This window comes from Amycolatopsis sp. NPDC114478 (genome assembly GCF_055633805.1).
The window spans coordinates 1-23936 of sequence record NZ_JBVKDO010000039.1 but is presented as its reverse complement, the minus strand read 5'-3'; the positions used below and the strand labels follow the sequence as shown (position 1 = coordinate 23936).

At 71.9% G+C, this 23936-nt stretch carries 27 protein-coding genes and 1 pseudogene; 10 read left to right on the top strand and 18 right to left on the bottom strand.

Going from position 1 to position 23936, the window contains the following annotated elements; genetic code table 11:
* Positions 1 to 47: 47 nt before the first annotated feature.
* From ACZ7OH_RS49500 to ACZ7OH_RS49490, 3 genes are read left to right on the top strand one after another with little or no spacing between them, the layout of a single operon-like run.
* Positions 48 to 671: a restriction endonuclease gene (locus ACZ7OH_RS49500; RefSeq protein ID WP_470287307.1), complete on the top strand. Its 624-nt coding sequence runs from the start codon at positions 48 to 50 to the stop codon at positions 669 to 671.
* A complete protein-coding gene (locus ACZ7OH_RS49495) occupies positions 668 to 1438 on the top strand; it encodes a Scr1 family TA system antitoxin-like transcriptional regulator (RefSeq protein ID WP_470287306.1) in 771 nt (256 codons plus the stop codon). The genes ACZ7OH_RS49500 and ACZ7OH_RS49495 overlap by 4 nt, the downstream gene beginning before the upstream one ends.
* A complete protein-coding gene (locus ACZ7OH_RS49490; RefSeq protein WP_470287305.1) occupies positions 1435 to 1695 on the top strand; it encodes a hypothetical protein in 261 nt (86 codons plus the stop codon). Before ACZ7OH_RS49495 ends, ACZ7OH_RS49490 begins: the two co-directional genes overlap by 4 nt.
* A 63-nt stretch (positions 1696 to 1758) precedes the next feature.
* On the opposite strand, the gene ACZ7OH_RS49485 is transcribed toward ACZ7OH_RS49490, so the two are convergent.
* Both ACZ7OH_RS49485 and ACZ7OH_RS49480 read right to left on the bottom strand, forming a co-directional pair.
* Positions 1759 to 2514 carry a hypothetical protein gene (locus ACZ7OH_RS49485; protein WP_470287304.1) on the bottom strand — a complete coding sequence of 252 codons (756 nt, stop codon included), beginning with the start codon at positions 2512 to 2514 and terminating at the stop codon, positions 1759 to 1761.
* 104 nt (positions 2515 to 2618) lie between these two features.
* A pseudogene (locus ACZ7OH_RS49480) lies at positions 2619 to 3481 on the bottom strand (SDR family NAD(P)-dependent oxidoreductase).
* A gap of 49 nt (positions 3482 to 3530) precedes the next feature.
* On the opposite strand from ACZ7OH_RS49480, the gene ACZ7OH_RS49475 reads away from it, so the two are divergent.
* Complete coding sequence (locus ACZ7OH_RS49475) at positions 3531 to 4184, top strand: TetR/AcrR family transcriptional regulator (RefSeq protein WP_470287303.1); 654 nt, start codon at positions 3531 to 3533, stop codon at positions 4182 to 4184.
* 4 nt (positions 4185 to 4188) lie between these two features.
* On the opposite strand, the gene ACZ7OH_RS49470 is transcribed toward ACZ7OH_RS49475, so the two are convergent.
* The 6 genes from ACZ7OH_RS49470 to ACZ7OH_RS49445 all read right to left on the bottom strand — a co-directional run bounded on the left by ACZ7OH_RS49470 (position 4189) and on the right by ACZ7OH_RS49445 (position 10780).
* Positions 4189 to 5469, bottom strand: coding sequence for a serine/threonine-protein kinase (locus ACZ7OH_RS49470; RefSeq protein WP_470287302.1), 1281 nt, complete (start codon positions 5467 to 5469; stop codon positions 4189 to 4191).
* A gap of 98 nt (positions 5470 to 5567) precedes the next feature.
* The gene (gene melA, locus ACZ7OH_RS49465) at positions 5568 to 6875 is read right to left on the bottom strand and encodes an alpha-galactosidase (protein WP_470287301.1); all 1308 of its coding nucleotides are present in this window, start codon (positions 6873 to 6875) and stop codon (positions 5568 to 5570) included.
* A gap of 31 nt (positions 6876 to 6906) precedes the next feature.
* Positions 6907 to 7779 (bottom strand): carbohydrate ABC transporter permease, encoded by an 873-nt coding sequence (locus ACZ7OH_RS49460; RefSeq protein ID WP_470287300.1) that lies wholly within the window; start codon positions 7777 to 7779, stop codon positions 6907 to 6909.
* The gene (locus tag ACZ7OH_RS49455) at positions 7776 to 8687 is read right to left on the bottom strand and encodes a carbohydrate ABC transporter permease (protein ID WP_470287299.1); all 912 of its coding nucleotides are present in this window, start codon (positions 8685 to 8687) and stop codon (positions 7776 to 7778) included. Before ACZ7OH_RS49455 ends, ACZ7OH_RS49460 begins: the two co-directional genes overlap by 4 nt.
* Before the next feature lie 9 nt (positions 8688 to 8696).
* Positions 8697 to 9962 carry an ABC transporter substrate-binding protein gene (locus tag ACZ7OH_RS49450; protein ID WP_470287298.1) on the bottom strand — a complete coding sequence of 422 codons (1266 nt, stop codon included), beginning with the start codon at positions 9960 to 9962 and terminating at the stop codon, positions 8697 to 8699.
* On the bottom strand, positions 9962 to 10780 hold the full coding sequence (locus ACZ7OH_RS49445; protein ID WP_470287297.1) for an endo alpha-1,4 polygalactosaminidase: 819 nt from the start codon (positions 10778 to 10780) through the stop codon (positions 9962 to 9964). Before ACZ7OH_RS49445 ends, ACZ7OH_RS49450 begins: the two co-directional genes overlap by 1 nt.
* Before the next feature lie 271 nt (positions 10781 to 11051).
* On the opposite strand from ACZ7OH_RS49445, the gene ACZ7OH_RS49440 reads away from it, so the two are divergent.
* Both ACZ7OH_RS49440 and ACZ7OH_RS49435 read left to right on the top strand, forming a co-directional pair.
* A complete protein-coding gene (locus ACZ7OH_RS49440) occupies positions 11052 to 11549 on the top strand; it encodes a hypothetical protein (RefSeq protein ID WP_470287296.1) in 498 nt (165 codons plus the stop codon).
* A 285-nt stretch (positions 11550 to 11834) separates the two neighbouring features.
* Positions 11835 to 11975, top strand: a complete 141-nt coding sequence (locus ACZ7OH_RS49435) for a hypothetical protein (RefSeq protein WP_470287295.1) — start codon at positions 11835 to 11837, stop codon at positions 11973 to 11975.
* Between the two features lie 20 nt (positions 11976 to 11995).
* Here the strand turns inward: ACZ7OH_RS49435 and ACZ7OH_RS49430 are convergent, their stop codons facing one another.
* The 3 genes from ACZ7OH_RS49430 to ACZ7OH_RS49420 are packed head-to-tail and all read right to left on the bottom strand — an operon-like array spanning position 11996 to position 15309.
* Positions 11996 to 14212 (bottom strand): heavy metal translocating P-type ATPase, encoded by a 2217-nt coding sequence (locus tag ACZ7OH_RS49430; protein WP_470287294.1) that lies wholly within the window; start codon positions 14210 to 14212, stop codon positions 11996 to 11998.
* A 20-nt stretch (positions 14213 to 14232) separates the two neighbouring features.
* Entirely contained in the window at positions 14233 to 15066 is an 834-nt protein-coding gene (locus ACZ7OH_RS49425) for a hypothetical protein (protein WP_470287293.1), read from the bottom strand.
* A gap of 27 nt (positions 15067 to 15093) precedes the next feature.
* Entirely contained in the window at positions 15094 to 15309 is a 216-nt protein-coding gene (locus ACZ7OH_RS49420) for a heavy-metal-associated domain-containing protein (RefSeq protein ID WP_470287292.1), read from the bottom strand.
* Positions 15310 to 15431: 122 nt separating this feature from the next.
* Here ACZ7OH_RS49420 and ACZ7OH_RS49415 point away from each other — a divergent pair, with 122 nt between their 5' ends.
* Genes ACZ7OH_RS49415 through ACZ7OH_RS49405 form a run of 3 tightly spaced genes read left to right on the top strand, consistent with a single transcriptional unit; the run spans position 15432 to position 17210 of the window.
* Complete coding sequence (locus ACZ7OH_RS49415) at positions 15432 to 16040, top strand: TetR/AcrR family transcriptional regulator (RefSeq protein WP_470287291.1); 609 nt, start codon at positions 15432 to 15434, stop codon at positions 16038 to 16040.
* A gap of 13 nt (positions 16041 to 16053) precedes the next feature.
* Positions 16054 to 16527 (top strand): ester cyclase, encoded by a 474-nt coding sequence (locus ACZ7OH_RS49410; RefSeq protein WP_470287352.1) that lies wholly within the window; start codon positions 16054 to 16056, stop codon positions 16525 to 16527.
* A complete protein-coding gene (locus tag ACZ7OH_RS49405) occupies positions 16524 to 17210 on the top strand; it encodes an SDR family NAD(P)-dependent oxidoreductase (protein WP_470287290.1) in 687 nt (228 codons plus the stop codon). Before ACZ7OH_RS49410 ends, ACZ7OH_RS49405 begins: the two co-directional genes overlap by 4 nt.
* A gap of 30 nt (positions 17211 to 17240) precedes the next feature.
* Here the strand turns inward: ACZ7OH_RS49405 and ACZ7OH_RS49400 are convergent, their stop codons facing one another.
* From ACZ7OH_RS49400 to ACZ7OH_RS49390, 3 genes are read right to left on the bottom strand one after another with little or no spacing between them, the layout of a single operon-like run.
* Positions 17241 to 17555, bottom strand: coding sequence for a DUF4387 domain-containing protein (locus tag ACZ7OH_RS49400; protein ID WP_470287289.1), 315 nt, complete (start codon positions 17553 to 17555; stop codon positions 17241 to 17243).
* On the bottom strand, positions 17548 to 18912 hold the full coding sequence (locus tag ACZ7OH_RS49395; RefSeq protein ID WP_470287288.1) for an acyclic terpene utilization AtuA family protein: 1365 nt from the start codon (positions 18910 to 18912) through the stop codon (positions 17548 to 17550). Before ACZ7OH_RS49395 ends, ACZ7OH_RS49400 begins: the two co-directional genes overlap by 8 nt.
* A 19-nt stretch (positions 18913 to 18931) precedes the next feature.
* Positions 18932 to 20209 carry an MFS transporter gene (locus tag ACZ7OH_RS49390; protein WP_470287287.1) on the bottom strand — a complete coding sequence of 426 codons (1278 nt, stop codon included), beginning with the start codon at positions 20207 to 20209 and terminating at the stop codon, positions 18932 to 18934.
* Between the two features lie 96 nt (positions 20210 to 20305).
* Here ACZ7OH_RS49390 and ACZ7OH_RS49385 point away from each other — a divergent pair, with 96 nt between their 5' ends.
* Positions 20306 to 21022 (top strand): GntR family transcriptional regulator, encoded by a 717-nt coding sequence (locus ACZ7OH_RS49385; protein WP_470287286.1) that lies wholly within the window; start codon positions 20306 to 20308, stop codon positions 21020 to 21022.
* On the opposite strand, the gene ACZ7OH_RS49380 is transcribed toward ACZ7OH_RS49385, so the two are convergent.
* From ACZ7OH_RS49380 to ACZ7OH_RS49365, 4 genes are read right to left on the bottom strand one after another with little or no spacing between them, the layout of a single operon-like run.
* Positions 21019 to 21249: an anti-sigma factor family protein gene (locus ACZ7OH_RS49380; protein ID WP_470287285.1), complete on the bottom strand. Its 231-nt coding sequence runs from the start codon at positions 21247 to 21249 to the stop codon at positions 21019 to 21021. The two genes, ACZ7OH_RS49385 and ACZ7OH_RS49380, sit on opposite strands and share 4 nt — an antisense overlap.
* Positions 21246 to 21890: an RNA polymerase sigma factor gene (locus ACZ7OH_RS49375; protein ID WP_470287284.1), complete on the bottom strand. Its 645-nt coding sequence runs from the start codon at positions 21888 to 21890 to the stop codon at positions 21246 to 21248. The genes ACZ7OH_RS49380 and ACZ7OH_RS49375 overlap by 4 nt, the downstream gene beginning before the upstream one ends.
* A gap of 41 nt (positions 21891 to 21931) precedes the next feature.
* The gene (locus ACZ7OH_RS49370) at positions 21932 to 23122 is read right to left on the bottom strand and encodes a cation:proton antiporter (RefSeq protein WP_470287283.1); all 1191 of its coding nucleotides are present in this window, start codon (positions 23120 to 23122) and stop codon (positions 21932 to 21934) included.
* Between the two features lie 7 nt (positions 23123 to 23129).
* Entirely contained in the window at positions 23130 to 23834 is a 705-nt protein-coding gene (locus ACZ7OH_RS49365) for a flavodoxin family protein (RefSeq protein ID WP_400890636.1), read from the bottom strand.
* Positions 23835 to 23936: the final 102 nt, after the last annotated feature.

Here is a 23936-nt window from a genome sequence, read left to right as displayed (position 1 = left end):
GATGGGACCCGTGACGGCATCGAATCGACGAAAGAGGAGTGACGGGGATGGGAAGACGGGCCCGGAAGCGCCGACGCTTCTCGATCCGCTCGCTGGTTCTGACGATCCTGGCACTACGTGCCTTCTGGCAGCTCGTCACCGCTCATCCCGCCACCTCGATCGTCGTCGGAACGCTGCTCTCCTCCGCCATCCTCCTCACACTTCTGACGAAGTGGCGGTTGAGGCGGCGGGCATGGCTGCGACAGCTTGCTCAACTCGAAGAAGCTGGTCGTTACGGCGCGATGAACCCCGCCGAGTTCGAGGTCGCGCTCGCCACGCTCTGCGTGCGTGACGGCTGCGTCAAAGTCGACGTGACCGGGAAGGCAGGTGACCTCGGCGCCGATGTGGTCGCCTACTCCCCCGGCGGTGCCAAGGTCGTGCTCCAGGCGAAGCGGTACGCGAGCACGAACAAGGTCACCGGCCCGGACCTGCAGCGCTTCGGCGGGACCTGCTTCACCGTTCATCGCGCCGATGTCGCCGCGGTCGTGACCACTTCGACGTTCACCTCCGCGGCCCGCGAGTACGCCCGGCTTGCCGGGATCCACCTGATCGACGAAACAGGCCTCGCCGCCTGGGCGAGCCGAACCGGCCCACCTCCGTGGCACCACGTTTCAGCAAGGACTTCAGCATGACAACGCCCGCATCGAACAAGCCCGTCGTGCTCGCGCTCAGCGCCGGCCTGCGCGACGCCCGGGAGCGCCGGGAGATCAGCCTGCGTGAGCTGGCCCGCAGGATGGGCCTCCATCCCGCGAAACTGTCGAACTGGGAATTGGGCGCGGCCGGTCCGCGGCCGGCGAGCGTCGCGCGTGTTCTGGGTTTTCTCGGGGTCAAGGGTCGCGAGTACGAGCAGATCATGGCTCTCGCCGAACACGTCGGTGACGCCAACTGGGTCGACCAGTCCGCGTCGCCGTTCATCGATCTCCTGAGTGCCTATGAACGGCTGTCGAGCCGGATCGTCGAGTGGGCGCCGTTCCGTCTGCCCGATCTGATCCGGACACCGACTTCGGATTCCTCGGAAGACGCGTTGCCGCGAACGGAGCGCTCGGACCAGGAGCTGTTCCACCGTGAGGTGCGGCGGCAGTTCATGAACGAGGGGGGCCGTCGCTACGTGTTCATGGTCGGCGACCAAGCTATGCGATCAGCAGGCCATGAACCATTTGCGGACAGCCACCGTGCACATATCGACATCCGCGTCCTGCCGACCTCTTCGCTGGGGACTCCGGGCCCGTTCACCGTTTTCGAAGCGGGCCACCGGCCCATCGCCGTCGCGTTCAGGCACGACCACTGCACGACCTACGTGACCGATAAGGACCTGCTGGGCAGCTACCACCGCACGGCCAAGGCACTTCTGCGGAAGGCGCCGGCTCCGACTCTCTCGAACCGGGTGTGGGCGTCATGACCGCCGCGGTGATCTACATAGACCCACTCGCGATCCATCCCGTGATCGACGGCGAGTGGCACCGGACGCGCCTCGGCGGGATTCCGGAGCCCGGCCAAGCCATCACCATGCTCTGCGGCGCCACCGGAACCGCCGCGTTCCAGCCGCTGGGCGAACGCCGAAGCCGGAAGATCCCACGCCAGTGCCTGCGCTGCGACGCCATCTGCCGACGCGAGCAAGGCATCCCGCCCCAGCAGGAACGGCTCGGACGGCGCTGACGATCGAGACACGCGAAAGCCGGGGCGCCGCCTGCACAGGCGACGCCCCGGCTGGGACCCGGCTTACCGGGACTTGTGCTCGCTCTTGCCCTTGCCCGCGGGGGCGTGGCCGTTCGCGTCGCCGCCGTTGACCGGCTTCGACGTTGCCGGCTTCGGGGGTGCCGTCTTCGCCGGGGTCGGGGGGACCGCCTGGTCCGCCGGGGTCACCGTCTTGTCCGCCGGGACCGGAGCCGCGGCCGGAGCCGGAGCAGCCGGAGCCGGCGGGGCCGGAGGCGTCGGGGCCTGCTTCTCCTCCGCCAACGGGTTCGACCTCTTCACCTGCGTCACCGCCACGATCGCCGCCGCCAGCGCGCCCAGGGCCAGCAGCCACGGCCACCTTGCCTTGCGCCCTCGCTCGCCGCGGGCCACGCTCTTCGCTTCCTGCAGCGCCACCGCGAGGTCGCGCTTGGCCGTGGCCACCGCCTTGCGGCGCTTGCGGTTCGACTCGTTCGCCGATCCCGCCACCGTGGCCAGCGCCTGGGCCGCCTTGCGGCCCGGGTCGCGCAGCTTGACCGCTCGGTTCAGGACCTCGTCGCGGGCCGCGACCGAGTGCTTCCGCACGTCGCGGCGCGAGGAGCGGGTGCTCTTGTCGAAGTCCTTCGTCGCCGAACGGCCTACCTTCGCCAGCTCGTCCGCGCCTTCGGACAGCTTGCGGTCGGTGATCTCCACCGCTCGCGCGGCCGCGGCCGCGCCCACGCGCGCCGCCTCCGCCGCGAGGTCCTTCACGCCGGCCGCCGCCGTCTTCACGGATCGGCCGACCGGAGCATCGCCCTGGCTCATGTGCTCACCTCTCACTAGTCCCGCAGGCCGGGCCTGCTCAGCCTCACACCACCGGGCTACCCGCAAACCGCCCTCCGGAACCTTCGAACCACTCGTCGGTGTCGTCAGGCCCGCACGTCGGGCAGGCTTCGGCCGCGCTGCCGGCGCCACGCGTCGCCGGTTTCGGCGTCGTCGGTCGACGCGCTCAGGTGGGCCCACTTCGCGTCCGTGTCGACGCGGTGCTGCCACGCCTCGCGGCAGTACTCGTAGGCGTCGCTGCCCGCCAGCAGGCGCAGCGGCGGCTCGTCGAGCTCCGCGACCTTAAGCACCAGGTCGGCGACCTTCGCGGGGTCGCTGTTCGCGTGCTTTTCGAAGTCCGCCATCGCGCGGGCCGACGCGCCGACCGTCGCCTCGTACGGCTCGCTGATCGGCGGCGTGGTCATCGACGCGCCGCCCCAGTCCGTGCGCATCCCGCCCGGCTCGAGCACCGTGATCTTGATCCCCAGCGGCGCGACCTCGGTGGCCAGCGCCTCGCTGAACCCACCGACAGCCCACTTCGCCGACTGGTACGCCGTCATCCCGGGGCTGCCGACACGCCCGCCAGGGACGAGACCTGGATGATCCGGCCGCCACCCTGCCGGCGCAGCACCGGGACCGCCGCCTTGGTGACGTAGACCGTGCCGAGGAAGTTCGTCTCGAGCTGTCGGCGGAAGACGTCGAGCGTCATGTCCTCGAGGGACGCCCGGTCGCCCTGGCCCGCGTTGTTGACCACGACGTCGAGCCGGCCGAACGCGGCGACCCCGGCGGCCACCGCGGCTTCGGCGGCCGCCGCGTCGGTGACGTCGAGCCGCTCGACGTGGACGCGGTCGCCGTAGCGGTTCGCGAGGTCCGCCAGGGAACGCGGGTCCCGGGCGGTCGCGACGACGCGGTGCCCGGCGAGGGCCCGTTCGGCAATCTGCCGGCCGAGCCCGCGCGACGAACCGGTCACGTACGCCCGGCGCACAGTTAAGTCAAAGCGGTTGCGTTATCGTGGACGCGTGACCCAGCCCCGTCAGCGCGCCCGCTCCGAACAGGACAAAGAGGTCCGCAAGACGGCCTTGCTCACGGCCGCGCGCGAGCTCGCGGTCGAACGCGGCGTGCGCGAGGTCACGCTCACCGAGGTGACCAGCCGCGTCGGCCTGCACCCCTCGGCGTTGCGCCGGTACTTCGAATCCCGCGAAGAGCTGCTGCTCGAACTGGCGGAGCGGGGCTGGCCCGAATGGCGGGAGCGCCTGCTGACCGACCTCGGCGGCCGGCACCTGACCGCGGTCGAGGTCGCCGACGTCGTCGCCGGGTCCCTGGACGCGCTCCCCCTGTTCTGCGACCTGCAGACGCACGTCGGCCTGAGCCTGGAGGGCGCGGTCCGGCTGGAGCGGGCGCGCCGGTACAAGACCGCGGCCTCGGAGTCCTTCGACGCGATGACGGCGGCCCTCGTCGAAGCCGGGAACGGCCTGGACGCCGAGGGCGCGCGCACGATCCTGACGGCCGCGATGAGCTGCGCGGCCTACCTTTTCCAGCTGTCGCGGCCGTCGCCGACGCTGCGCCGGCTGTACGACGAGGTGCCGCGGTGGGCGCACAGCGCGCTGCGGTTCCGCGAGCAGCTGACGACGCTGCTGCGCGCGGTCGCCCTCGGGGTGACGCGGGAGCCGTGACCCGTCAGGGATCGCCGTGTCCCTTGCCCTTCACCGGCCCGTTCCCGTTCCCCTTCCCCTTCGTCTTGCCCTTGGCCTTGCCGTTTTGGGCGTTCGTGCTGTGCGCGGCACCGGACGTGGCAGGCGCGGGCGGCGCCGCGATGGCCGGCGGCTCCGACGACGTCACCGAGGACCCGCCCTGCGGCGACCCCATCAGGACGGTCGACGCGGGCAGCGTCGCGGCCACCGACGGCGGGGGCCGCACCGGGCTGCCCGGGGTGACCGAGCCGGCGACGGGCTCCCGGCCCGCGTCGGGACCCGCGACGTCCGGCCGGGTGAGCAGCACGCCGAGCAGCACCGCCGCGGCCGCCGTCGCGAGGCCGCCGGCGGCGGCCAGCCGGTGGCGCCGCCGCGCGGGCACCGGAGCCAGCATCGGCGCGTCCGGTTCCCGCAGCAGCCGCACCACCTCACCGGCTGTGGGGCGCCGCGCGGGGTCGAGCGCGGTCATCCGCTCCAGGGCGTGGGCGAGCGGGGCGGGCAGCCCGGCGGGCACGCGGGGTGACCGATTGAGCCGCGCCGTCGCCGACTCCGCGGGCGTGCCGGGGAACTCGCGCTCCCCGGTCAGGCACTCCAGCAGGATCAGGCCGAGCGCGTAGACGTCCGCCGCCGGGCCGATCGGCTCGCCGGCCACCTGCTCCGGGGCCAGGTACGCGGCCGTGCCGGTCACCAGGCCGGACCCGGTGACGTGCGTCGACTCCAGCTCGTGCGCGATGCCGAAGTCGGTGATGAGCGGGCCGTCGCCGCCGAGCAGGACGTTGGCGGGCTTGAGGTCGCGGTGCACGATCCGCCGGTCGTGGACGTGGGCCAGCGCGTCGGCGAGCCGGACACCCAGCTCGGTCACCTCGCCGGCCGGCAGCGGCCCGGCGAGCAGGCGCTGCGCGAGGTTCTCCCCGTGCACCAGCTGCATCACCAGGTAGGGCCGGTCGCCGTCGGTGCCGCTGTCGAACAGGGCGACGACGCGGGGGTGGTCGATGCTGGCCTGGATCGTCTTCTCCCGCGCCCGCCGCAGCCGCTCGACGGCCACCGCGCCCCGGTCGTACACCTTGACCGCGACGTCGCGGCGCAGCCGCTGGTCGAAGGCCTGGTACACGCGGGCGGTGCCGCCGGTGCCGATCAGGCCGTCGACCTCGTACCGCCCGGCGATCACCTCCGGCACGTCGTCGCGGGCCCACCACGGCCGCGCGCCGCCGATGTCCAGCGAGAACCGGGGAGAGGTCGGGGTGTCGCCATCGCGCTCACCGAGCATGGGCGGCGACCTCCGCGGGCTGAGTGCGAACACTGGGCGACGGCTGCTGGCTGAACCGCGGAACGAGCCACACCCTACGCCTCCCCCGGCGCGCATGGTCAACTGCCGAGGACCGCCCGCAGGCCCGGCTGGAGGCGGTCGCCGTGGGCGCGGACCAGGTCGTCGCACAGCTCGAAGATCCGCTCGACCGGCAGCGCGGCCGCCGTCGCCGGGTCCGTCATCGCGGCGTGGCGGATGTGGCGCGGGTCGTCCTCGACCGCCGCGCGCACGACCAGGTCGTTCATGCTCAGGTACGTGCGGTTGAGCGCCGCGAGCTGCGGCGGCAGCGCGCCGATCCGGGTCGGCCGGACGCCGGTGCCGTCGACGAGGCACGGCACCTCGACCACCCCGCCGGCCGGCAGGTTCTCGATCAGGCCGCGGTTGACGACGTTGCCGTACACCGTCCGGGGCGTGCCGGTGACCAGGCTGTGGATGATCTGCGGCGCGTACTCGTTCGTGCCTTCGACGGGCAGCGGCTCGTCGGCCGCGATCGCGTGCCGGGTCCGCTCGTACTCGGCTTCGTTCTCCGCGACGATGTCCAGGTAGGCGCCGATCGGCAGCCGCAGGCGCTCGACCTCCGTCTCGTGCCCGAGGTACCACGGGACGTACTCGGCGGAGTGCTCGCTGGTCTCCGTCGGGTAGTAGCCCAGGCGCCGGAACATGTCGAACCGGACGCGCCGCCGCAGCTGCGCGTCGGTCTCGGCCAGCTCCGCCAGCCGCGGGTACAGGTCGCTCCCCCGGTGCTCGAACCGCAGCACCCACGCCTGGTGGTTGACGCCGGCGGCGACGTAGGTGACCTCCTCGAACGGCACGCCGACCAGCTCGGCGAGCCCGTGCACCGTCCAGTAGACGGAGTGGCAGAGCCCGACGACCCGGGACAGCCCGGTCGCCTCGGCCAGGTACTGGACGTTCATCGCCATCGGGTTCGTGTAGTTGAGCAGCCACGCTTCCGGGCAGACGTCGGCGATGTCGCGGCCCAGCTCCGCCAGGAACGGGAACGTCCGCAGCGCGCGGAAGATCCCGCCGATGCCGAGGGTGTCGCCGATGGTCTGACGCACGCCGTAGCGCGCCGGGACTTCGAAGTCGGTGCGGGTCGCCTCGCCCATGCCGATCTGGACGATGTTCACGACGAAGTCCGCGCCCGCCAAGGCTTCCCGGCGGTCTTCGTGCGCGGTGAGCACCGGTTTCACCCCGCGCACGGCGGCGATCCGCCGGGCCGCGGCCAGCGCGGTCGCGAGCCGCTCCGGGTCGATGTCGTGCAGGGCGACGTGGACGCCGTCGAGATCGGGGTAGGCGAACAGGTCGGCGAGCAGGCCTTGGGTGAAGACGACGCTGCCGGCGCCGACGAAGGTGATCTTGGGGGTCATGGGATCCGATCCGGTGGTTCGCGGTGCGGGGTCAGGCCTTGAGGCCGCTGGAGGTGATGGACTGGATGAACGTCTTCTGCGCGCCGAGGAACGCGAGCAGCACGGGCAGGACGGTGATGACGTTGCCCGCCATCACCGCGGCCCAGTTCGTGTGGTGCTGGCCCTGGAACGTGGTGAGGCCCAGCTGCAGCGTGTACGTCGTGTCGTGGTTGAGCGCGATCAGCGGCCAGGTCAGGTCGTTCCACGTGCTCAGGAACGTCAGCACGGCCACGGTGCTCAGCGCCGGCCGCGACAGCGGCAGCACGATCGTGAACAGCACGCGCAGGCGCGAACAGCCGTCGATCCACGCGGCTTCTTCCAGTTCCCGGGGCAGGGACAGGAAGAACTGGCGCAGCAGGAACACCGCGAACGGCGTCACCAGCGACGGCACGATGAGCGCGCCGAGGCTGTCGATCAGGCCCAGCTTCTTCATCACCAGGAACGTCGGGATCATGGTCAGCTGGAACGGGATCGCCATCGTCGCGACCATCAGCGCGAGCATCACCCGGGAACCGGCGAACCGCATCCGCGCGAACGCGTAGCCGCCGAGCGCGCCGAACAGCAGGTTCGACACGACGGTCACCGCCGACACGATCAGCGAGTTCCCGATCCAGCGCAGGAAGAGCGCGTTCTCGAGGACGTACCGGTAGCCCGCGAAGTCCACCTGGGACGGCCACAACGAAGGCGGGAACCGGTTGATCTCGGCGTTGCTCATCACCGAGCTGAGCAGCAGCCACACCAGCGGCGCGGCGAACACCAGCGCCAGCGGGAGGAGCAGCAGGTGCCAGGCGCTGAACGGCAGCCGCGGGCGGCGCAGCGCGGGCAGCGTGCGCGGCGCCGGCACGCTGTCGATTCGGGCGGTCACCGGAGCGCCTTCCGCGGCCGGCGCGCCAGGCGCACGGCGACCACGACCACCAGCAAGGCCAGCGCCAGGACGTACGCCGAGGCCGCGCCGTAGCCGGCGGTGAAGTTCTTGAACGCCTGCTCCCAGACGAAGTAGACGATCACCGTCGTGGAGCCGAGCGGGCCGCCCTTGGTCGTCACGTACACGAGGTCGAATACCTGCAGCGACGTGATCAGCTGCCACAGCACCAGGAACGCCGTCACCGGCATCACCGCGGGCAGCGTCACGTGCCGCAGCACGCGCCAGGTGCCCGCGCCGTCCAGCCGCGCGGCCTCGACCAGCGACGGCGGGACGTCCTGCAACGCGGCCAGGTAGACGACGACGCAGAACCCGGTGCCGCTCCACAACGTGATCGCGACGAGCACCAACAGTGCCTGCCCCGGATCGGTCAGGAACCCTTGCGGCGACACGCCGAGGTGGTGCAGCAGCGAGTTCGCCGCGCCGAACTGCGGGTCGAGGATGAAGGAGAACAGCACGCCCTGCGCGGTCGCCGACAGCACGAACGGGACGAACACGAGCGTCCGGTACACCCCGATCAGCCGGATGCGCCGGTTCAGCGCCTGCGCCAGCGCGAACCCGAGCAGGATGCTCAGCGGGACGTAGAGCACCGTGTAGAGGACGGTGTTGCCGACCGCTTGGGCGAAGTGCGGGTCCTGGGCGAGCGCGGCGTAGTTGTCGAGCCCGACGAACCGGCTCGGCGTGACGAGGTCGTCGGCCTGGAAGGACAGCAGCAGCGACCACGCCACGGGCACCACGCCGAGGCCGAGGATGATGAGCACGGCGGGCGAGACGTAGGCCCACGCGGCCGCGGTTTCGCGGTGTTTCCTGGCGGTGGGGGTGACGGTGAGGGGACTCGGCAGTCCGGGCATGGCGGCTCCCTAGCGTGGGATGATCAGGGCGGCGTTCGCGGCCGCGGCGCAGTCGCGCAGGGCGTCGGCCGGGGTCGCCTGGCCGAGCAGCACGGCGACGATCGCGGTGCCGACGGCCGCCGACACCTGGGGGTAGGCCGGGTGCACCGGCCGGACGCGGGCGTTCGCCAGCGCGTCCACGAACACCGGCAGGCCCGGCGTCTCGGTGGTTTTCGCCTGCCACGCGGGCAGGTCCTTGGTCTGCGGGCTCAGCGGGAGGCTGCCCGCGCCGTCGTCCCACCGGACGTCCTGGGCCGGGTCCGCCAGCCAGGACAGGAAGGTCCGCGCCGCCTCGACGCGCTCCTCGCCGTTGTCGAAGAGCGTCCAGGTGTCCGGGCCGGAGATGGTCACCGGGCGGCCGCTGAAGCTGGGCAGCGGCACGACCGCGTAGTCGACCCCCGCGTCGGCGATGTCGGGCAGCTGCCACGGGCCGGTCGGGACCATGCCGATGTGGCCGGCTTCGAACGCCTGGTACATCTGCTCGCTGCCGGTTTTCGGGTCGAGGTAGACGGACTTGGCCGCGGCGAGGTCGCGGACGACCTCCAGGGCGCGCACGCCCTGGTCGGCGAACCCGATCCCGCGGCCGCCCGCGCCGATGACGTCGCCGCCGAGGTCCCACACCATCGGCCAGATCCGCCAGACGGTGTCCTCGTCCCCGGTGGCGGGCCAGGCGGTGCCGAAGGTGCCGTCGGCCGGGTCGGTGAGTTTCTTCGCCGTGGCCACGAAATCCGCCCAGGTCCAGCCCGCCGCCGGCAGCGGGAGCCCGGCCTTCTCGAACAACGCCTTGTTGCACACCACGGCCAGGGAGTCGAGCAGCGCCGGGACCGCGCGTACGCGGCCGTTGACGGTGACCGCTTCCCGGGCCGGGGCCCAGAAGCCGGGGCCCGCGTCGACGAGATCGGTGACGTCGACGACCTGCGGGCTGCGCGCGACGCTCGCGAGGTCCGAGCCGAAGACGTACGCGATGTCCGGGTAGGACCCCGACGCGAGCGCCGCGGTGACCTTCTGCAGCATCGCGTCGGCGAGGACGCCGCCGCCCAGGTCGATCCGGATCCCGGGGTGGGTCCGGTGGAAGTCCGCGACGAGCGCTTCGAGGACCTTTTTGCCGGTGTCGGTCTGGCCGTGCCAGACCTCGACGGTGACCGGGCCGCCGGCGCCGCGGGCCGGCCCGCAGCCCGCGACGGCGGCGCCGAGCGTCAGCCCGGCGGCGCCGCGCAGGAATCCCCGCCGGTCCATCAGCAGGTCTTGCGGACGTAGCCGGCTTCGCCCTTCGGGACGACGTCGTGGTCGCGGCGGACGATGCTGAGCGAGCTCCACCGGCTGCACGCGGTCTTGAGGCCGCCGTCGGTGTATTCGATGACGATCACGTGGTCGCCGAACGCGGGCGTGAACTCGCCGCAGTTCTTCTGCTGCCCGCACTCCTCGGCGATGGCGAAGTCGAGGCCGTTGGCCTGGCGCTGATCGGACAGCTCGGAGGTGTTCTTCTGCGCGATCGCCAGGCCCTTCGCGTGGGCGTGGGCGGAAAGCAGGCGGATATAGGCCTGGGCGTCGCTGTCGGAAAGGAGTCCCCGGGAGCGGGTGTAGCTGTCGAAGTTGTCGGGCTCGACCCCCTGGTAGCCCTTGGCGGCGCAGTCGTCGACCCAGGCGTCGACCTTCGCGGCGACGCGCTGGCGCTTGTCGGCGGTGCGCAGGTCGAGGAGGGCTTCGTTCCAGTCCTCGTCGATCACGACGTTGCCGTTGGCGTCCCGCAGCAGCAGGTCGCCCCACTCCCCCTCGGCGCCGGGCTGCGCCTGGAAAGCGTTGACGTAGCAGATGTTGTAGAGGCCCTTGGCGGGCTGGGCCGTGTGGTCGCGGCTGACGACCTTGACGTCGCTCGCCGGGGTGTAGGCCCCGCCGATCTGGTAGTCGAACCCGGCTTTGACCGGGGGTGGCGTGACGGCGGCCGTCGTCGTCGCGCCGGCGGCCGGGGTCGCGTCGGCGGAGCAGGCGGCGCCGATCAGGACCACGGCGGCGAGTGCGGCTCCGGTGATGAACTGAACGCGGGGAAGGGGCATCCTCGAACTCCGGATGGTGGTGGGCACGACCCCGCCTCGGACCACGAGCGCGTCCTGGCGACTCAGTCCGGGCTCGCGGCGGAGGCCGACATACCGGCTGGGCGTACCTCTGACGTCGGGCGTCCGTTCCGACGTGTTCAGCAGTAAAGCGAGCAACACCGGGCATGTCAAGTGCTCGATAGTGCTTGATTACTGCCCTTTATGGACAGAATCGCGCGTTCGGTGGTGCCTGGTAGAAACAGAGCGTCCGATTTCGGAGGTTCCCGGGAGGGTGACGACCGCCAGCGCGCCCGGGCCGGTCGAGGCGCAGTTCCGGGCGTCGGTCACGCGGTTCGCGGGCCCCGCGCGGGCGGTGGCGACGACGGTCGTCGGCGTGTTCGGCGTCGTGGCCACGCCCGGGGACTCGTTGCCGGTGGCGTTCGGCCTGCTTGGCCTCAGCCTGGTGGCGGGCGTGGCCGGCGTCTTCGGGCGGTCGTTCGCGCCGGCGGTGGTGCGCCCGGGCGCGGTGGCGGCGTGCCAGCCCGTGCTGGTGGCGTTGCCGGCGGTCGGGACGGCGTTCGGTGGCGGGGGCTGGCTGCCGGTGGCGCTGCGGGTCGTGGTGGAGACCGTGCTGGCGCGGGTGGCGTTCGTGCTGCTGGTCCGTTCGACGGCCCGGACGGACGCGGCGCGCGCCGAGCAGGCGGCTCTCGAGCAGGCGGAGGCGACCGGGCCTACTACTCGTCGGTGTCGCTGCGCGCCCTCGGCTCCGATGGTCGTTCGACGGGCGTGATCATCACCGGCAGCACCGAGCAGTGCAAGTCCGGGACGGCGGGCAAAGACTTCACTTCGGCCGGCGCGAAGTTCGAGACGTGCACGCTGCAGGGCGCCCGCGAAGGCGCGGCGGTCGAGGCCGCGACTTTCGACAAGGGCGACGGCTACGACAAGTCCCCGGTGGTCTGGAAGAACTGGCCGCGGCCGGCGTCCTCCTGCCGCTCGCATGACAGTTCGCCCGTACAAGTATTGTGCTCGGCAAGTCCTGGGCCGCGGACGACGGCCGGGCTCGCGGGAGGCGCCCATGGCGGACGGCACGCAGGAGCCCGCGCCGGGCGAGGACGAACTCGCGCTCCGCGAGCTGCACGACCGGATCGTCGCGCACCAGCGCGCCATCGACGAGCACCTCGACCGCGGCCGGCGCGAACCCGGGCCGCCCGGCTGAACCGGACGGCCCGGGCCGCTTCAGGCCGCGCTGGAGCGGAAACCGCGCAGCCGCAGGCTGTTGCCGACGACGAACACCGAGCTGAACGCCATCGCCGCGCCCGCGATCATCGGGTTCAGCAGGCCGGCCGCGGCCAGCGGCAGCGCCGCCAGGTTGTACGCGAACGCCCAGAACAAGTTGCCCTTGATCGTGCGCAGCGTGCGCCGGGACAGCCGGATCGCGTCGGCCACCGCGCGCAGGTCGCCGCGGACCAGCGTCAGGTCGCTCGCCTCGATCGCCACGTCCGTGCCGGTGCCCATGGCCAGCCCGAGGTCGGCCTGGGCCAGCGCCGGCGCGTCGTTGACGCCGTCGCCGACCATGGCCACGACCTTGCCCTCGTCCTGCAGCCGCTTGACGACGTCCAGCTTGTCCGCCGGCAGCACCTCGGCGATCACCTCGTCGATCCCGACCTCCGCCGCCACCGCGCGGGCGACGGCCGCGTTGTCGCCGGTCAGCAGCACCGGCGTGAGCCCGAGCGCCCGCAGCTGGGCGATCGCCTCGGCCGACGTCGGCTTGACCGTGTCGGCGACCACCAGGACACCGCGGGCCGCGCCGTCCCAGGCCACCGCGACCGCCGTGTGCCCCCGTTCCTCCGCCGCGGCCTTCGCCTCGGCCAGGTCGCCGGGCAGCGGCTGACCCCAGTCCTCGAGCAGGGCCGTGCGTCCGACGAGAACCGCGTGCCCGTCGACGATCCCTTGCACGCCAAGGCCTTCCACATTCGTGAAGTCCTCGACGGCCGGCAGGTCGACGCGTTCCCGGGCGCCGCGGGCGATCGCCGCCGCGATCGGGTGTTCCGACGCGTCTTCCAGGGCACCGGCCAGCCGCAGCAGCTCGGTCTCCTCGACGCCCTCGGCGGTGTGCACGGCGGTCAGGGTCATCCGCCCGGCGGTGACCGTGCCGGTCTTGTCCAGCACCACGGTGTCGACGCGGCGGGTGGATTCCAGGACCTCCGGGCCCTTGATCAGGATCCCGAGCTGGGCGCCGCGGCCGGTGCCGACGAGCAGCGCCGTCGGCGTGGCCAGGCCCAGCGCGCACGGGCAGGCGATGATCAGCACCGCGACGGCGGCGGTGAACGCGGCCGCCGCGCCCACGCCGGTGCCGAGCCAGAAGCCGAGCGTCGCCGCGGCCAGGCCGATCACGATCGGCACGAACACGCCGGACACCCGGTCGGCCAGGCGCTGCACGTCGGCCTTGCCGCTCTGGGCGTCTTCGACCAGCTTGGCCATCTGCGCCAGCTGCGTGTCCGCCCCGACGCGGGTGGCCCGCACGACCAGCCGGCCCCCCGCGTTGACGGTCGCGCCGGTGACGGCGTCGCCTTCGCCGACCTCGACGGGCACCGACTCGCCGGTGAGCATCGACGCGTCGACCGCGGACCCGCCTTCCTCGACCACGCCGTCGGTGGCGATCTTCTCGCCGGGCCGCACGACGAACCGGTCCCCCACCGCCAGGTCCGACGTCGGGATCCGGACCTCGACGCCGCCGCGCAGCACGGCGACTTCCTTCGCGCCCAGCTCGAGCAGCGCGCGCAACGCGGCGCCGGCGCGGCGCTTGGACCGCGCCTCGAAGTAGCGGCCGGCCAGGATGAACGTGGTGACACCCGCGGCGACCTCGAGGTAGATGTTGCCGGCGCCGTCCGACGGCGCGACCGTCAGCTCGAAGGGGTGCACCATCCCCGGCGTCCCGGCCGTGCCGAACAGCAGCGCCCACACCGACCACGAGAACGCGGCCAGCACGCCCATCGACACGAGCGTGTCCATGGTCGCGGCGCCGTGACGCAGGTTCGTCCACGCCGCCCGGTGGAACGGCCACGCGCCCCAGGTGACGACCGGCGCGGCCAGCGTCAGCGAAATCCACTGCCAGTACGTGAACTGCAGCGCCGGCACCATGGCCAGGAGGATCACCGGCACCGCGAGCACCGCGCTGGTGATCAGCCGCTGCCGCAGCGGCCGCGTCGGGTCGTCCTCGCCGGTGGCCGGTTCGGGTTCTTCCGGCTGGGGCAGCGTTGCGTGGTAGCCGGCGGCTTCGACCGTGGCGACCAGCGTGGCCGGGTCGACGCCTTCGGGGGCGTGCACGCGTGCTTTCTCGGTGGCGTAGTTGACCGAAGCGGTGACGCCGTCGAGCTTGTTGAGCTTGCGTTCGATGCGGTTGGCGCAGGACGCGCAGGTCATGCCACCGATCGCGAGTTCGATCTCGGTCATGATCGGCTCTCCTTCCGCGGTCACTGGCCGGTGGTGAGGGTGAACTCGGCGGTCCGGACGACGCCGCCGTGCCGGAAGTCGAGGAACAGCCGGTAGGTCCCGGCGCTGGGGACCTCGGCGGCGAACTTCACCTGGGGCCCGGCGCCGGGTTCGCCGTCGGGGTGGACGTGCAGGTAGGCGAGGTCGCCTTCGCGCAGCGCCACCAGGTGCCCGTAGGCGCCGAGGTAGGGCTGCAGGTCGGCGACCGGGACGCCGTCGCGGCTGACAGTCAGCGTAAGGGGCGACGTCTTCCCCGCGGTGAGGTCCCCGGCGAGGTCGACGCGGTAGCCGTCGACGATCGCGACGCGGCTGGGCGGGAAGGTCGCCGGCCGGTAGTCCCCCGCGACCGAGAGGTCGACGCCGAGGGTCATCGGCTTCCCGCCGGTGGGCGCGAAGTCGGCGAAGGCACGGTAGGAACCCGCGGCGGGCAGGCTCAGCGGGACGCTCCACGTGCCGTCCGACGCCAGTTCCGGGTGGATGTGCCGGAAGCCCGAAGTGTCGCGGCGGACCACGATCAGGTGCAGCTTCTTCTCGTGCTCGACGTCGAACGCGGTGACGGGCTTGCCGTCGGGACCGGTGATGCGGAACGTGAAGCGCCCGGCTTCCGCGACCGGGTCGGCGAACGTGTAACCGTCCGAACTGGACGCGAGGCCGCCCGGCAGGTCGGCCGCGGCGGTCATCTCCGCGTGGCCTTCGCCGTGCGCGGTGTCCTCGGCGGCCGCGACCGGCCCGGCCGCCTTGCCCACGACGAATCCGCCGGCGGCGAGCAGGGCGAGCGCTCCGCCGAACACGGCGAGCCGTGCTGTGGTGTTCATGGTTGTTCCCTCGGTTCCGGTCGCCGGTCAGCCGTGCTGCCCGGCGAAGGTGTACCCGGCTTCTTCGACGGCGGCACGGACGCGCGCTTCGTCGACCGGCTCGGCACTGGTGACGGTGACGGCCCCGGTGGGCAGGTCGACGGCGACGTCGGTGACACCGTCGATCGCGCCGACCTCCTCGCCGACCGACGCGACGCAGTGCCCGCAGGTCATACCGCTGACGGTGAACGTGGTCTGGCTCATGGGGTTCTCCTCCGGGGTCGGTGTCTCGACCCGCTCGACCATACCCCTAGGGGGTACCAGTATCAAGCAGGCCCCTCCGAACGGTTCCGCAGCGATCGATGCGAAAGAGGTAGGCTGAGGTGATGGAAACCGGGAAGCGCCGCCCGACCGGCCGGCCGCGGGCCTTCGATCCCGACGCGGCGCTCGAGCGCGCCCTGCTGGTCTTCTGGGAGCATGGCTACGAGGGCGCGAGCCTGGCCGGCCTGACCGAGGCGATGGGCATCTCCACGACCAGCATGTACGCGACCTTCGGCAACAAGGAAGAACTGTTCCGCAAGGCCCTGGAGCGCTACACCGAAGGTCCCAGCGCGTACGTCGTGGACGCCCTGGATCAGCCGACCGCGCTCGAGGTGACCACCGCGCTCCTCGCGGGCACCATCGAGACGACCACCCGGCCGGCCGGGCCCCACGGCTGCCTGGGCGTCCAGGGCGCCCTGGTGACCGGCGACTCCGCCCGCGGCGCCCGCGAACTGCTCGTCGGCTGGCGCGACGACGGCTACACCACCCTGCGCGACCGGTTCGAACGAGCCGTCGACGACGGCGACCTGCCTCCGGAAGCCGACCCTGCCGTGCTCGCCCGCTTCGTCACCGCCCTCGCGTACGGCATCGCCGTGCAGGCCGCCAGCGGCGTCGCCCGCGAGGAGCTGCAGGAGATGGCCGACGCCGCCCTGCGTAGCTGGCCGCTTTCCTGACCTTTCCGCATCGATCGATGCAAAACGTGCTACGGTCGAGTTCTGCATCGATCGATGCGGAACTCGACGAGAGCAGGACCACCCGATATCCGACCTGCGCGCGTTCTACCTGCGCTACCTCGACCAGCTCAACGCCCACCGGTTCGACCGGATGGACGAGTTCATCGACGACCGCACGACCCTGAACGGCGAGCCCGCCACGCGGGACGACCTCATCGCCGTCCAGAAAGCCGATGTGGCCGCCGTCCCGGATCTCCACTGGGAGCTCCAGGAGCTGCTCTTCGACGGCGACCGCCTGGCCGCACGCCTGGTCAACACCGGCACCCCGGCGCGGGAGTGGCTCGGTGTCGCGCCCACCGGCGCGTCGTTCGAGATCACCGAGTACGCCATCTACCGCGTCCACAACGGACGGTTCGTCCACATGGCCGCCCGGCACGACGCCGGCGAGCTGCGCCGTCAGCTCGCCGCCGGAAAGGAAAGCGCATGACCGTCACCCTGATCACCGGCGCCAACAAGGGCATCGGGTTCGAGACCGCGAAACAGCTCCTGCGCCGTGGCCACACCGTCTACGTCGGCGCGCGCGACCCCGAGCGCGGCGAGAAGGCCGCAGCCGAGCTCGGCGCGCGGTTCGTCCGGCTCGACGTCACCGACGACGCCTCGGTCACCGACGCGCTGGCCACGATCGACGCGGCTGAGGGACGCCTCGACGTCCTGGTCAACAACGCGGGCGTGCTCGGCAGCGAAGGGCTCGACGGGCCCACCGCGCTGCGCGTTTTCGACACCAACGCCGTGGGGATCGTGCGCGTCACCGAGGCGGCGCTTCCGTTGCTTCGCAAGTCGTCGAACCCCACGGTGGTCACGGTGTCCAGCAGCGCGGGCTCGTTCTGGGCGGTGACCAACCCCGACCGCCCGGAGTACCAGCTGCCGCTCGCGCTCTACTCCGCGTCCAAGGCGGCGGCCACGATGCTGACGGTCCAGTACGCGAAGGCCCAGCCGGGCATCAAGTTCAACGCGGTCGAGCCCGGCACCACCGCCACCGACATGACGGCCGCGTTCGGCATCGGCCGGTCGCCGGAGGAGAGCGCCGCGGTCGTCGTGCGCCTGGCCACCTTGGACGCCGACGGCCCGACCGGGACACTGCAGGACGAGACCGGGATGTTGCCCTGGTAGAGCGCGCCATCCGGTGGCACGCGGTTCCGCTCACGGCACCACCAGCCGCGCGAGGGGGACGTGGTGCTGGCCCGCGTGCATGTCGCGGTCGCGCAGCGAGCCCTGGCTGACCGGGCGGGGGAAGGAGATCTTCACGACGTTGAGCGACGGGATCCGGAAGATCCGGATCGTGCTCTCCTCCACCCGGTACAGCGCGGCGACCACCCGCTCGTTCAGGAACGCCTCGTCGGCCGCGGCGCGGTAGCCGTCCGCGTCGCGCAGGAACACCTCCATCGTCACCCAGAACGGGCCCGCGTTCTTCGACCGGACCTCGTGGGCCAGGTCCGCCAACGTCGTTTCAGGCACGGGTTTTCCCTTCGACACCGAACTCGGTCCGGAACAGCTCCAGCGGCGCGCAGTCCACGACGTGGTTCAGCACGAACTCGTACGCCGCGCCGCGCTCGACCTCCGCCGGCGACGACGCGAACGCGAAGCTCGGCAGGTAGTCCATCGACGGCGTCGGCAGGTGCAGCATCAGCGGGTTGGCCACCTTCGCCACCGCCGTCGCGGTCGCCTGGTCGGGGGCGTTGACCAGCAGCATCACGCCCACCTCGCGCGGCGGCCCGGTCTCGGGTTCCAGCTCGCCCAGCACCGCGTTGTGGCCGTACAGGCGGAGATCGAACGCGTATTCGCCGTCGGCCAGGCCGAGGGTCTGGCCGACGCGCTGGGTGATCAGCGTGCGCATCAGCTCGGCCCAGGTGTCGATTTCGGCGAGGACCAGCGGGTCGCGGATCGCCGAGAACGACATCGTTTCGTACCCGGTGATCCGCGCGCCCTCCAGCTTGATCGTGTGCTGGGCGGCGCGGTGGAACTCCGACCCCGTGACGCGGACGATCCGGTCGTCGACGGCGGTGTACTCGGCGGCGCTGACGTCGAGGGTGCCGTCGGGTTCCCGCATCCGATGCGGGTTCGCCGTCTCGTAGAGCATGTGCGCGGCCACCGAGATCGGCGTGCACGCCGACGCCGGGTCGAGCGGCTCGATGGTGAAGCCGTCCGCGTCGATCGTGGCCAGGACGCCGCCGGCGCGCGGGTTGCTGGTGCACTGCCCGCCGCATTCGATGACCTTGGCGGCGTGCCACGTCGGCCCGGCGGGCATGCCCATCATCAGCGGGTAGGCGGCCGCGACCGCCGTGTCGGTCGCGCGGCCGGCTAGCACCACTTGAGCGCCCGCGCGCAGCGCCTCGACGATCGGCTCGTGGCCCATTGCGCCGACGATGTGCGTGCAGCTTTCGAGGGTCTCGGCGTCGAGTTTTCCCAAGGGTGGCAACGGGTGGACGCGGTCCAGGTACTCCTTGAGGCCGGTGGTGTCCTGCTCGCTGTAGATCCGCGCGACCTTCAGCTCCAGGCTCTCCTCCGCGAGCACTTCCGCGACGATCCCGGCGACCCAGTCGACGCCGGTGTCCGTGCCGCTCGTGCCGCAGGAGCCGACCACCACCGGGATCCCCGCACCCGCGGCCGCCGTGAAGAGGCTGCGCAGGTCGCGCGCCACGGCTTTGGCGGTCGTCTTCGCCGTCGCGGCGCCGAGGTAGCACGGGCCGGAGTCGGTGGAGCCGCCGTCGACGCTGATGACGTCGGCGCCCAGGGCGATACCGCGTTCGACCGTCGCGTGGTCCCAGCCGGCGCCGAGCATCCCGCTCGGCGCCAGCACGCGCACTGTGTCCATGGTCCTCGTTCCTCTCGGTTCACCACGAATCCGGCCCGGCGGCCGACGGGCGGTGGCGCTGCAGCGCGGCGACGCGGGCGACGAGCAGCACCGCGATCGCCGTGACGACGCCGACGTCGAGCAGCATGAACCGCCACCCGGTCAGGTCGACCATGCCGCCGACCAGGGCCGGGCCGGCGAAGCCGCCGGCCGACCAGCCGACCGTGTAGAGGCCGGAGTACGTGCCGAGCACGCGGGCCGACGGCGCGAGGTTCCACAGCACTACCGCCGTGTTGACGATGAACGCCGCCGCGCCCGCGGCCGCAACGCACATCGCCACGACGATGCCGGTGGGCGTCGAAACCGCGGTGCCCAGCACCATCGCGGCGGCGAACACCGCCATCCCGGCCAGGATCACGCGCAGCCGCCCGAAGCGCTCGGCGAGCAGCGCGACCGGGTAGGCGGCCACGATGAAGGCCAGCCCGCTGGGCAGCGTCAGCCCGCCCGCGTCGCCGCGCGACAGCCCCAGGGTTTCCATGCCGTAGTTGGTGATCAGCGACCGCGACGCGAACCACGCGCCGCCGAAGGCGAACACGGCGGCGATGACCAGCAGCCGGCTGCGATCGGTGTCGCGGACGATGTCGAGCAGGACGTCGCGCATCCGCACCCGCGGCGAAGCCTCGCCGGGTTCGGCCCGGTCCTCTTCGAGCGCGGCCTGGTAGGCCGGCGACCGACTGTCGCGCACCTTCCACGCGAGCACGGCCACCGAGCCCACCATCAACACGGCGGGGATCGCGAAGGACAGCTTCGGGAAGCCGTCGATGAGGAACAGGCTGATCAGCGCGGCGACGATCACCGTGATGCTGGAGGCGATCTTGACCGCCGCGTTGGCCCGGCTGCGCCGTCCGGGGGCGATGAAGTCCGGGAGCAGCGACTCGGCGATCGGCTTGAAGGAGTTCGCGACGAGCGCGTAGCCGAACATCGTCAGGATCAGCAGCGGCAGCGAAGCCGCCGCGTGCGGAATGAGGACGAACAGCAGCGCCGCGACCGGCATGCCGACGACGAGGTACGGGATGCGCCGGCCCCAGGCCGTGCGGGTGCCGTCCGAGCGGTTGCCCATCCACGGCTGGACGAAGATGCCGAGCAGGTTGTCCATCCCCATCAGCGCGCCGATGAGCGCGGCGCTGCCGAGGTGCTCGCGCAGCAGCGGCGGCACCTGCGAGTCGTAGAGGTTCCACGTCGATTCCTGGGCGAAGACGGCCAGGGCCACGAAGAACGTGATGCGCCCGGTCCGGACGCGCGGGGTGGTCAACGTCATCGTCGGCCCCTTCCGTCGGTTCGTGGCCGCCACCGTACTTTTGCTATAGCAAGATGGTCAATAGTTGCATACGAGTTTTGCCGTAGGCTGTGCGGCATGCTGGGTGAAGCACTGCAGACCGACACGCTGGCCGACCGCGTGTACCGGGCCCTGCGCGACGCGATCACCACTGGCGAGCTGCGCCCGGGCCAGAAGGTCACCGAACGCGGGTTCGCCGAGCGGCTGTCGGTCAGCCCGACGCCGGTGCGCGAAGCCATCCGGCGCCTGGAGCAGGACGGCCTCCTCGAACGGGCCGGGCCGCGGACGGTCAAGGTGGCGATGTTCGGCGGCGTCGCCGTCCAGGACCTCGCGGAGGTCGAGGTCGGCCTGCGCGGGATGGTGGCCCGCTTCGCCGCGCGGCACGCGACCCCCGAGCAGCTGGACCGGCTCGACGCGATCCTCGACGAGGCCGACGACCTGCTGATCCTCATCAAGCAGCGCCACGAGTCCGGGCAGGAGGTGGCCAAGCACGTCGGCCGGCTCTTCGACGCCGTGCAGCGGTTCAACGGCGTGGTCGAGTCGTGCGCGGGCAACCCGGTTCTCGTGCGGCTGCTCGACCAGACGCGGGTCTTCTCGTCGCCGGAGCGGCGGTCGCGGGTGCTGGAGCGGGTCAGCGTGGACGAGACGTTCGGCTTGGACCGCTACGCGACCCACCGGCAGCTGGTGCACGCGCTGCGGGCCGGCGACTCGGCGGCGGCCGAGGCCCTGGTGCTGGCGGACGCGCGGGGCGGCCTCGGGGATCTGTTGGCCGGCAACGCATCCTCGGCGAATTAGGCCCCGCGCCAGTCGCGGAAGGCGCCGAGGACGGTGTCGCGCACGTCGGGCGAAAGGGTTTCGGCGGGTAGCGCACCGAGTTCGGCGATGGTGGTGCGGAACTGGTCGAGGTAGGTTTCACAGCCTTCGCACAACGCCAAGTGTTCGACGAACCGGGCTTCGGTCTCGGAATCCAGTGCTCCGTCGAGGAAAGCCGTGACGAGCTCGACGAACTCTTCGCACGTCATGCCGGTTTCCCCTCGGCCCCCAGGTACTCCGCGAGCCGCTCGCGCACCGCGGCTCGCGCGCGGTGCAGGAGCACCCGCTGGTTGGCCGCGGTGATCTCGAGCAGCGCGCAGACCTCGCCGGCGCTGTGGTCGGCGACGTCGCGGAGGCTGATGACGGCGCGCTGGCGGGCGGGCAGCTCGTCGAGCGCACGCGCGATCACTCGCCGGACTTCCAGGGCCAGGGCGGTGTTTTCCGGCGACGGCCACCCGGCGGGGAACTGACGCCAGCCACCGGGGTAGGCATCGTCCGGACCGCGGAACCGGGCCGGGTCGACGGTGGGGCCGTGGTCTTCGCCGTCGGGCGCGAGGCTGGCCCAGGGAATGCTGCGGTGTTCGGCGGTGCCGCGTTTCTTGGCCGTGTTGACCAGGATCCGGTACACCCACGTCTTGAACGCCGCGCGCCCCTCGAACGCGTCGAGGCTCTTGACCACGGCGAGCCACGTGTCCTGGACGACTTCCTCGGCGGACGCGTGGGTGGAGACGAACGAGCGCGCCAGGCGCAGCATCGGCGCCGACCACGCGTCGAGGACGGCGGCGAAGGTGCCGTCGTCCCCGCCGCGCAGCGCGGCGACGAGTTCCGTGTCCGGCGGAAGTGGGCTCACCAGCCGAATATAGCCGCGGAAACGGGCGAAACAGGTGACGGTCATCTTACGGGCACCCCCTCCCGCGACCGCAGCAACGACAGCGCGCCGGCGGGGAACAGCAGCACCGAAAGCAGGCCGGCGCACACGAGCGCGGCCGCGGTCACCGGCGTCATCAGCCCGGTGAGCACCCCGATCTGGGTGGCGGTGACCAGGAACGGCAGCGACGTCGCCTGCAGCAGTCCGGCCGCGATCGCTTTCCCGGCCCCGAATTCCCGGGCGAACAGCACCGCCGGGATGCCGCGCGCGAGCAGCAGCGCGGCCAGGAACAGCGGGACGCGCGCGAGCGCGGCCGCGTCGGCGAGCAGCCCGGACAGGTCGAGCCGCAGGCCGCTGGTGACGAAGAAGACCGGCACCAGGAAGCCGTAGCCGATGGCGTCGAGCTTGACCCGGAACCGCGGGTGCGACGCGGAGTCGCGGTCGAGCACGCCGACGACCGCGCCCGCCAGGAAGGCGCCGAGAATGCTTTCCAGGCCGAAAGTCTCGGCCAGCGCGACGAACGCGACCAGCAGCACCACGGCCGCGCGGACGCGGATCTCGGCCGTGGTGTCCTGCAGCCGCACCAGGGTCGCGCCGAGCCGGCGCGACCGGCCGGCCAGCGCGACCACGACGGCGGTCACGACGACCAGGCTCACGAAGGCCACGAGCAGCACCAGCCGCGCGCCGGTGCTGCCGCCGGAGGCCGAGAACAGCAGCGAAACCAGCAGGACGGCGGCGAAGTCGGCCACCGACGCGGCGGCGATGACCGCCTGTCCCAAGCCGCCTTCGGCCTGTCCCGCGTCCTTGAGCACCGGCACGACCAGACCGAGCGAAGTCGCCGACAGCGCCACCGCGACCAGGAGCGGGCTGCGCACCCACCCCGCGGCGGCGAAACCCGTGCCGACGGCGAGCCCGATGGCCAGCGTCAGGACGTAGCCCAGCAGCGCCACCCGCAGGGCCCGGCCGCGCAGCCGGTGGACGTCGATCTCCAGTCCCGCCAGGAAGAGCAGGAAGGCGAGCCCGAGCAGGGCGACGATCTGCACCGGCAGATCCGGCCGGATCCAGCCGAGCCCGGACGGCCCGAGCGCGATCCCGCCCACGATCTCCAGCACCACGGCCGGCACGCGCAGCTTCGGCACGAGGCCGAGCACCAGCGGGGCGGCGAGCGCGATCGCCGCCACCGCGAACAGGTTGACGAACCCGACGCCGGGCACGGCGGGCTCAGCGGTACTCGGGGTTGGTGAAGTCGAAGCGGCAGCCGGCGTCCCACTCGCTGCGCTGGTTGCCGTGCGCCGGGATGCCGCCCGCGTCCTTCAGCATCCGGGCCAGGTGCAGCAGGTTCCAGGTCATGAACGTCGTGTTGCGGTTGGTGAAGTCGTTCTCCGGGCCGCCGGAGCCCGGGTCCAGGTAGGACGGTCCGGGGCCGGCCTCGCCGATCCAGCCCGCGTCCGCCTGCGGCGGGATGGTGTAGCCGAGGTGCTGGAGGCTGTAGAGGACGTTCATGGCGCAGTGCTTGACGCCGTCTTCGTTGCCGGTGATGAGGCAGCCGCCGACGCGGCCGTAGTAGGCGTACTGGCCGGCGTCGTTGAGCAGGTGCGAGCAGGCGTAGAGCCGCTCGATGACCTGCTTGGTGACGGAACTGTTGTCCCCCAGCCAGATCGGCCCGGCGATCACCAGGATGTCCGCTGCCAGCACCTTTTCGTAGATGGCCGGCCAGGCGTCGGTGGCCCAGCCGTGCTCGGTCATGTCGGGCCAGACGCCGGTCGCGATGTCGTGGTCGATCACCCGCAGCACCTCGACCCCGACCCCGTTCTTCTCCATGATCCCGCGGCTGACGTCGATCAGGCCGTCGGTGTTGCTGGGTTCGGGCGAGCGCTTGAGGGTGCCGTTGAGGAACAGGGCGCGCAGGTCGTCGTAGTTCGGCATGGTCGTCCCTAATCAGTTCGGGGAGTGGGCTGTAAGGCACACTCCTGGTGGTAGCCGGCCGGTAGGTGAGCACTCGGTTTTCCCGGACGCTTGAGTCCTGCT